The organism is Frankia sp. KB5, from assembly GCF_002099325.1.
GTDB classification, from domain to species: Bacteria; Actinomycetota; Actinomycetes; order Frankiales; family Frankiaceae; genus Frankia; species Frankia casuarinae.
Genome location: NZ_MRUJ01000290.1, coordinates 1 through 8,629 on the forward strand (window position 1 = coordinate 1; position 8,629 = coordinate 8,629).

The following is an 8,629-nucleotide window of genomic DNA, read 5'->3' on the forward strand; positions in this document are numbered from 1 at the left end:
CGGCCGGCACTGCACAGGCCGCGACCACTGCCGTGCGCGTCTGCCAGCTCAGGTCTCCCACCCGCGCCTCGACCAGGACGAGCACGGCCCAGTGCCACAGGTACAGGCTGTACGACCGGCTTCCGATGACGGTCAGCACCCTGGTCCCCAACAACCGGCCCGCACCCGCCCGGAGGCTGCGGTGTCCCGGGCGGACGCCGGTACCCGCCGCGATGACCGCTGCCGCGCCGAAGGTGGGCAACAAGGCCGCCGTGCCCGGGTAGACCGTCACGCTGTCGTAGCTGACGACGGCGGTCACCACCGCCACGCACCCCGCCCAGCCGAGCACGATCCTTAACCCGGTGACGGTGCGGCCGCGGTCGAGTCTGGCGAGCGCCGGCGTGGCGAAGGCGACCAGCGCACCGACGCCGAACTGCCACGCCCGGGTCGGCGAGCTCAGGTAGGCGACCGGCGTCTCCACCAGGGTCCAGTGCAGCGACAGCGTCAACGACAGGGCGACGAGCCCGAGCGTGACCGGGACCGCGACGGCGGCCAGCGACATCGTGACGCGCCGGGCGAACAGCACGACGAGCAGCAGGAGCAGCGGCCAGACGAGGTAGAACTGCTCCTCCACGCTGAGCGACCAGAAGTGCAGCACCGGACTGGGATCCCGACCGCTGGCGAGGTAGTCGGTCTGGTTCGAGATGAACCGCCAGTTGACCAGGTAGACCGAGGCCGCCGCGACGTCGTGCACCGTCTCCGCCTGGCGCAGCGGCGGCATCGTCAGCCAGCTCGCCACGGTGACGAACACCAGGACGACGCAGGCCGCCGGCAGGATGCGCCTGGCCCGGCGCGCGTAGAATCCCGCCAGGCTTATCCGACCGGTGACCTCGGCCTCCCGCACGAGCAGGCTGGTGATGAGGAACCCCGAGACGACGAAGAACACGTCGACCCCGACGAACCCGCCAGCGGCGTGGGGGACCTGACCGTGGTAACACAGCACGGGCAGCACAGCCAGGGCGCGTAGCCCTTCGATGTCGGGGCGGAAGCCGAGCCGTTCCTCGATCCGCACCAGACCCGGGTGGGGTCGCCGCAGCGGCACGGTGACCGCGCCGTCCGTCGTCCTCATGGTCCTCATGCTCCTCAGGCCGACCGTTCCCACGGTCCGCCCGGCCTGATCAGTGCCATAGCACGGTCGGGTCGACCCAGCCGGTGGCCAGCAACGCGATGACCGCCAGGCCGACGGTGATCGCCAGCCCGTCGGGCCAGCGCAGGTGCTCGGAGGCCGGGAAGTCCAGATCGTCGTCGTGACGTTCCACGTCGCTTCACCCCTGGCGCAGGGCCGCGCTGGCGGGTGGAGCGCCGTGCGAGGGCGAGACCGGAGCGCTGTGAGCCGGAGCGCTGTGAGCCGGCGCGCTGTGAGCCGGCGGACCGCCGGTCCATGCCCGGACCACGGAGTCGGGCTGAGACTGCCTGGCGCGGTGCCGGCTGCGTGCCGGCCGGTCGCCGCGTCCCACGAGCAGGCGGCTCAGGTCGAACAGGAGCGGGACGCTCAGATAGCTGTGGCCGAGCTGAAACAGAATCACGAGCCAAAAGTTTCCCCAGCCGAACCTCCAGACGTCGAGACCGATRCCGGTCCATGTCGCGCACGTCGTCAGCAGTAGCCAGCAGAAGGCGGTCCGAACCACGCCGCGGACCATCGGGTTCCCCCTTTTGCGCACGGAGCCGGTCGCCACCCAGGATGCCGTGCGACCACGCACCATGTGCAGGATCGCGACAGCGTGGCAGAAGCTGTACACAAGTTGCACCCGCAGCACTTCGAAACGCCATCGACCGCGGCTGGTGGCCGGGAGCAGGACCAGCCACACCCAGGCGGCGGCCAGGAAGGGCAGGAAATTATAGGGCCGCACCAGCTCCGGGTAGACGTACACCATCAACAGGCCAGGAATGTTAATGGTAAAGACGTTGATCGCGGTGGAAATATAGTAGAGGAACCCGCTCCAGAAGCAGACCCGCTGTTTCCAGTCGAGTCTGATGTGGCGTAGCTGACGGGTCCGCAGCAGGGCCATGGAGCCGCTGCACCAGCGGTACTGCTGGTTGATGAAACCGGCCAGGTCAGCCGGGCACAGGCCAGTCGCCAGCACCACCGGTACATAGCGGGTGGTGTAGCCCGCCGCCAGCAGCTTGACACCGGTGAAGACGTCCTCGCTGTGTTCGATCTGGGCGAAGCCGCCTGCCTTCCGCAAGCTGCCGCGCCGGTAGATCGCATTGGTTCCGACGCAGATCGGGACGCCGACGGCATCGCGGGACGGCTGCACCCAGCGATAGAAGAGCTCCTGGGTGGCGCCGGCGGTCCGCTGCAGCCAGCCCATCGACCGTTTCGTATCGAAGTGCTGCGGGCTCTGCACGATACCGACGCTCGGGTCGTCGAGGTACGGTGCCAGGTGAAAGAGGTAGTCCGGCCGCGGGCAGAAGTCGGCGTCGAAGATGGCGATGTAGTCGCCGCGCGAGTGCTCGAACCCGAACTGGATGTTACCGGCCTTCTTCATCCGGCCCCGGTCCGGCCGGCTCAGGTAGCTGAAGCCGTGGGCGGCGGCCGCGGCGGCGACCTCCGGGCGGCCGCTGTCGTCGAGGACGTACGCCCGTAGCTGCCCCGGCCACCTGACCCGGGCGATGTGTGAATAGGTGTTGAGCAACACCGGGAGAGGTTCACCCGCGCTGGGAAGAAAGATGTCGACGCTGGGGCAGTAGATCGGCCGCCAGCCGCTGACCAGGCCCTCATGGCTCTGTCTCGTTACGCGCCGCCGGTGCTGGGTGGCCACAATCGTGAAGGCCGAACAAATCGCGTTGAGCCCGAGTAGCAGGAGAAACACCCACAACGCCGACGCCAGCAGCGCGAACTTGACCAGGCTGAACGAGGCAAGGGTGAACGACGCGGTCATGCACAGTAGTACCCAGCGCCGCTGTCGGCCGAGGTAGGCGTACACCAGTCGGTCCGACGGCGGGCTTGGCAGCGACTCGTTCCGAGCTTCTGGGACCGGCGCTTCTGGGACCGGCGCTCCGTCGACGGCACCGTTCCTTGGCGCAATCCGATCCRCCGCATATTCCCTGGGGGRCATCACCGAGGCCGCGGCGGAAGAGTCTCTCCTTTGTTCGCCCAGCTCGGCGGCAAGGAACTCCTCGCCAAGATCGACCTCCACGGTCCCCCCGGTACCCTGTGATCAAGGTTGATGGTAGTCTATGGGGTCTTATGGGGACCGTTACGAGCGACCGTTACGAGCGATAGCCCCGGTACCCTTTGATCAATGCTGATGGTAGCCCATGTGGGCCGTTGCGACCCGGTGGCCCCGGCGTCGCCAGGGCTACCGCGACTGATACCGCCAACGGGAAGTTGTCGCGCAATTACGATGCGCTACGTCGGGCTCTCGGGGGTGGGCCGCGCCGTGAACGCGCCTTCAGGCACCTCTAGAATCCAGGCACAAATTCCGTCGTGAGCCGGTTGTCAGAACCACGGCTGCTAACGGAGACGGTAGGCACTCATGCGTGCGGCGCCGCGGTGCGCAATGAGTGCGCGTGAAGGTCAGGTTCCGGCGGGAGGGGGCGGCCGTGGGTTCGCAGACCGCGCGGCGACGGTTGCCGTGACGACGCCTGACGGGTCAGTTCCGTGGGACGTGGCAAACTCCCGCGCGACACCGCTGCTCGACAGTGACCCCGTGACTGTCGGGACGTACCAGCTCGTGGCGAGGCTGGGCCAAGGCGGGATGGGAATCGTCTACCTCGGCAGGAGCCGGGACGGGCGGCCCGTGGCCGTCAAGGTGGTCCGTACCGACCTCGCGCGGCAGCCCGAGTTCCTGGCCAGGTTCCGTCGTGAGGCCGAAGTCGCCCAGCGGGTCGCCAGATTCTGCACCGCGGAGGTGCTTGAGGTCGACGTCGAGGCCGATCGCCCGTACCTGGTGACGGAGTTCATCGACGGTCCCACGCTCGCGGACGCGATCGCCGCCAACGGTCCCATGGCGGAGGCCGACCTCGAACGCCTCGCCATCTCGGTCGCGGCGGCGCTCACCGCCATCCACGCCGCGGGAATGATCCACCGTGACCTGAAGCCGTCGAACGTCCTGCTGTCGCGGCTCGGTCCGCGGGTCATCGACTTCGGCATCGCGCGCGCGATGGATTCCACGACCTCGCTGACGACCTCCACCGGCCTGATCGGCACCCCCGCTTTCATGGCTCCCGAACAGGCGCGCGGCGCGCTGGTCACGGCGGCCGCGGACATCTTCGCCTGGGGCGGGGTGGTGACGTTCGCGGGCACCGGGATYGGCCCGTTCGGCAAGGCGACGACCCCGGTCCTGCTGTATCGAGCGGTGCACGAGGCGCCCAAGATCGACGGCCTGCCCGACGGACTCCGTTCGATCGTGGCGAAAACGATGTCCAAGGAGCCGGCGGACCGGCCGACCGCCAGCGATCTCTACCAGTCCCTCCTCGGCTTGTCCAACGTTGACGAGGCGGTGCGAGGCGAAGCTGGCCCAACCGCCGTCACCGTGGTCACGGATCCGCCGGTCAAGCCGCCGGCGCGCATGGACGCCGGAGCCTCGCGGACACCGTCCGACTCCGTGGGTTCCGTGGGTTCCGTGGGTTCCGCCAACCCGGCGATGCCACCGCCGAGCGACGACATCCTGTCACCACTGGACCTGTCGCCACTGGACCGTCCGGCACCCGGCCGCGGCTACCCCGAGGGTGGCGAGCCGAAGCAGCAGCAGCGGCAGCGGCGCGGCCGGTGGCAGCGGCGCACGGTGGTGTCGCTGGTGGCCAGTCTCTGCGCCGTCGCGGTAGCGGTGACGGCCACCCTCATGTTCGTCACCCACAAGGACCCCGCTTCGGTCCCCGAGAGCATCGAGGTGTCGCGCCGGCTGGCGAGCGAGGCGGCGGCGGCTAGCACGACACAACCGCAGCTGGCCCGCCAACTTGCGCTGGCGGCCTACCGCGTCGAGCCCACCGAGGAGGCCCAGCGCAGCCTGATTGAGAACTTCGGCGGGGTAGAGATCAATACGCTGGTTGGCCACACCGAGCGGGTGATCGGAGTACGGTTCAGCCCCAACGGCAGAATGCTGGTGACGGGAAGCGACGACAGCACCGTCCGGCTCTGGGACATCAGCAACCCCATGGCCACCAGACCGCTCGCGGTCATCCCGGGGGACAGCGGCACCTTCCTGCAGGGCGGCTTCAGCGCGGACGGGCGGCTGCTGTCGACGTCCACCGACGACCACATTGTCCGGCTCTGGGACATCTCCGTGCCCGAGCGGCCCAGGTCGCTGGCGGTGCTGCGGGACGTCAACAACAGCGTCGCCTTCGCGGTCGGCGGAAAGACCATGGCTACCGCCGGCACCGACAACACCGCCAAGTTGTGGGACATCACCGATCCCCACCAGCCGCGGCTGGCGGCCACCCTCGTGGGACACACCGACTGGGTCAACACCGTGGCGTTCAGCCCGGACGGGAGAATGCTCGCGACCGGCAGCCACGACCGGACCATCCGGCTCTGGGACGTGTCGACCCCGACCCGGCCCACGCCGCTCGCGATCCTCAACGGGCACGAGAACGCGGTGCTCGGGCTCGCCTTCCGGCCCGACGGCAGGATCCTCGGATCGACGTCGGCGGACCGGTCCGCCCGGCTATGGGACATCGCCACGCCGACGGAACCGAAAATGCTATACACCTTCACCGACCGATCGGACTGGGTGAGTAGCGTTGCCTTCCGCGTCGACCTGCACCTGATGGGCACGACCGCGCGGAAGGCCGCCCGGCTGTGGGACATCTCCGACCCGCGCAATCCCCGCCCGGTCGGCGGCCTGCTCGGACACACGGCGACGGTGCGGCGCGTCCAGTTCAGCCCGGACGGCACACTGGCCGCCACCTCCGGCGACGACAACACCGCCCGGTTGTGGGACATCGACCCGGCCCATATCGCCAAACGTGCCTGCACCGATCCGACAGCCGTGATGAGCGAGGCCGAGTGGGAGCGGCACGCCCCGCAGATCCCCTACCCGTCGCGGTGCCCATAGCGGAGTGATCCCGGCCGGGCCGGCGTGGTCGCCACCCTGCGTGGCGAGGCCGTTGCTGATCGGTGACGCTTCGCCACCCTCCGACAGGATACTTAGTTAAGTACCGCGTAGAGTACCGAGGTACTCTACGCGGTACTACCGCCACGGTACTATCGCCGCATGCCCAGAACCGTTACCCTCGGCGCCGCCCGCACGCCCACCGGCAAGCTCGGTGGCGGCCTCGGCTGCGCGGCACTCCGCTCGGGCGGCGGCCAGGGCGACGCTGTCACCCTGGAGGCTTGATGATGCCGCTGGACGGACTCCGCGTGGTGGAGCTCGCCGCGATCGGGCCTGCGCCGTTCTGCGGCATGATGCTCGCCGACCTTGGCGCGGACGTGCTGAGAGTCGAGCGGCCGGGCGGGCCGGCCGACGCGTGGGGGCGGTCGCCGGTCCTCGACCGCGGCCGGCGCACCGTGACGCTCGACCTCAAGGACGCCGGCCAGGTCGCCCAGGCGCTCGACCTGGTAGCCGACGCGGACGTGTTCCTCGAGGGCTTTCGGCCCGGCGTGGCCGAACGGCTGGGCCTGGGGCCGCGCGAGTGCCTGGCCCGCAACCCGCGGCTGGTCTACGGTCGGATGACGGGGTGGGGGCAGAACGGGCCATACGCCCACACCGCCGGCCACGACATCACGTACCTGGCCGTCAGCGGCGCGCTGCACGCCATCGGCCGTGCGGGGGAGCGGCCCGTGCCGCCGGTCAACATGCTCGGTGACTTCGGCGGGGGCGGCATGCTGCTCGCCTTCGGGGTACTGGCGGGCGTGTTCCACGCGCGACGCACCGGCCGCGGTCAGGTCGTGGACGCCTCGATAGTCGACGGCGCGGCGCTGTTGACGGGCATGGTGCACGGGTTCCTGGCGGAGGGGTCATGGCGGGACGACAGGGGTGTCAACCTGCTGGACGGCGGCGCCCCGTTCTATGACACCTACGTCTGTCAGGACGGCGGGTATGTCGCGGTCGGCGCGTTGGAGCGGAAGTTCTTTCGTGCGCTGGTCCAGCGGCTTGGCCTCGAAGACGATCCGGCATTCCACGGCGACCACCTGGATCGGGCTCGGTGGCCCGCGATACGGGCGAGGCTCACCGAGACCTTCGCCAAGCGTCCGCGCGACGAGTGGCACGTCCTCTTCAGGGACACCGAGTGCTGCGTGGCGCCGGTCCTGTCACTGGCCGAGGCGGCCGCCGACGAGCACAACGTCGCCCGTGGCGTGTTCCGTGAGCTGGACGGTGTCCGCCATCCGCAACCGGCTCCGCGTTTCGGCGACGGCTAGGGCGTGTCGGCGACGGCTAGGTTCCGGCTGCGGTGACGCTGCGAATGCCGTCGAGCACAAGCGAGGCAAGCTCCTCGTAGGCATCGGCGTCGTGTAAGCCGGTGGCGGCAAGGACGCGACCGGTCTGGATGCGCTCCATCGTCGCGGCGATCGTGTCGGCGATGAACGCCGCGTGAACATCGCGGAATTCTCCCGCAGCGACGCCGTCGCCGATGAGCTGACGGACACGCGCGGCGGCCGCGGCGATGTTGTGCTCATACACCTCCCGGGCGACGTGGTGCGCGGCGAGGTCGAGCCTGAACGCGGGCRATGCCGGACGCAGCGCGCGACCGATCGCCGCCAGGTAGGCCACGAGCCGGTCGGCCGAGGACGCGGCTTCGGCGGTCTCGGTCTCGACCTGCGCGGTGGCCCGGCGGAAGTAGTGCCTCACCGCGTTGACCGTAAGCTGCTCCTTGGACTGCCCGAGGGCATACAACGTCGTCTTGGAACAGCGCAGCCGCGCGGCGAGCTGCGCGAGCGTGAAAGTGCGGAATCCCTCGGCCAGAAAGAGGTCGACCAGATCGTCGAGCAGAACCTCGGGGCGTGTTCGTGCTGTCGGCACGGCATGATCCTATTCGGTGGCGCCTCGGGCCTCGGCGGTGAGGTCGCTTTCCTCCGCTTTCCTCATCGCTACCTCCTCGTCGGCGTCCTGCCGACAGCGATGAGCGTGCCCTTCGCCCGCGTATGCGACATCCGACCCGCGGTGCTTGGATCCGGGACCTGGCTCCCACCAGGGTGGGTCCTTCGACCCGGTTCAGGCACAGCGATGCTCCGGTGTGTCGATGGTCGGGTGTGTCGATGGTCGGGTGTGGGTGTTCAGTCCTCACTCGTCTTCTTCAGGGCGTAGACGGCGGCCTGGGTCCGGCTGGTCATGCCGAGTTTTTCGAGGATGCTGGAGACGTAGTTCTTCACGGTCTTCTCGGAGAGGTGTATCCGGGTACCTATCTGCCGGTTGGTGAGACCTTCGGCGATGTGCTGGAGGATTTCGCGTTCCCGGGCGCTGAGGGAGGCCAGCGTCGGGTCTTCCCTGGGCCCTTGGCGCATTCTGTCGAGGACGCGGCGGGTGACCGATGGCGAGAGCAGCGACCCGCCGGCGGCCACGGTGCGGATGGCGCTCACCAGGTCGTTGCCGCRGATCTCCTTCRGGACGTAGCCGGTAAGCATTCAGGGGATGCGGTGGGCGGTGTGGTTTCGTGGCATAGCGTGATGGCCGGTCGGCTGGTGCCGCCGGCTGCGTAGGTGGGGCTC

The 8,629-nt window shown here is 69.1% G+C and carries 7 protein-coding genes and 1 pseudogene; 3 read left to right on the forward strand and 5 right to left on the reverse strand.

Going from position 1 to position 8,629, the window contains the following annotated elements; genetic code table 11:
* From KBI5_RS22580 to KBI5_RS22585, 3 genes are all read right to left on the reverse strand, one after another.
* The coding region (locus KBI5_RS22580) for an acyltransferase (RefSeq protein WP_198537902.1) at positions 1–1,108 on the reverse strand (1,108 nt) is incomplete at its 3' end.
* A gap of 49 nt (positions 1,109–1,157) precedes the next feature.
* Positions 1,158–1,298 (reverse strand): hypothetical protein, encoded by a 141-nt coding sequence (locus tag KBI5_RS26635; protein ID WP_023842071.1) that lies wholly within the window; start codon positions 1,296–1,298, stop codon positions 1,158–1,160.
* A gap of 6 nt (positions 1,299–1,304) precedes the next feature.
* On the reverse strand, positions 1,305–2,966 hold the full coding sequence (locus KBI5_RS22585; RefSeq protein ID WP_200923118.1) for a cellulose synthase catalytic subunit: 1,662 nt from the start codon (positions 2,964–2,966) through the stop codon (positions 1,305–1,307).
* Between the two features lie 726 nt (positions 2,967–3,692).
* Between KBI5_RS22585 and KBI5_RS22590 the strand changes: the two genes are divergently transcribed.
* The 3 genes from KBI5_RS22590 to KBI5_RS22595 all read left to right on the forward strand — a co-directional run bounded on the left by KBI5_RS22590 (position 3,693) and on the right by KBI5_RS22595 (position 7,342).
* Entirely contained in the window at positions 3,693–6,038 is a 2,346-nt protein-coding gene (locus KBI5_RS22590) for a serine/threonine-protein kinase (RefSeq protein WP_235463176.1), read from the forward strand.
* A 159-nt stretch (positions 6,039–6,197) separates the two neighbouring features.
* Positions 6,198–6,320: a hypothetical protein gene (locus tag KBI5_RS28520; RefSeq protein WP_277870127.1), complete on the forward strand. Its 123-nt coding sequence runs from the start codon at positions 6,198–6,200 to the stop codon at positions 6,318–6,320.
* Entirely contained in the window at positions 6,320–7,342 is a 1,023-nt protein-coding gene (locus tag KBI5_RS22595; protein ID WP_011437640.1) for a CaiB/BaiF CoA-transferase family protein, read from the forward strand. The genes KBI5_RS28520 and KBI5_RS22595 overlap by 1 nt, the downstream gene beginning before the upstream one ends.
* 16 nt (positions 7,343–7,358) lie before the next feature.
* Here the strand turns inward: KBI5_RS22595 and KBI5_RS22600 are convergent, their stop codons facing one another.
* Positions 7,359–7,943, reverse strand: a complete 585-nt coding sequence (locus KBI5_RS22600) for a TetR family transcriptional regulator (RefSeq protein WP_085016388.1) — start codon at positions 7,941–7,943, stop codon at positions 7,359–7,361.
* Between the two features lie 254 nt (positions 7,944–8,197).
* Positions 8,198–8,536 (reverse strand): annotated as a pseudogene (locus KBI5_RS22605) (response regulator transcription factor); the annotation flags it as partial.
* Positions 8,537–8,629: the final 93 nt, after the last annotated feature.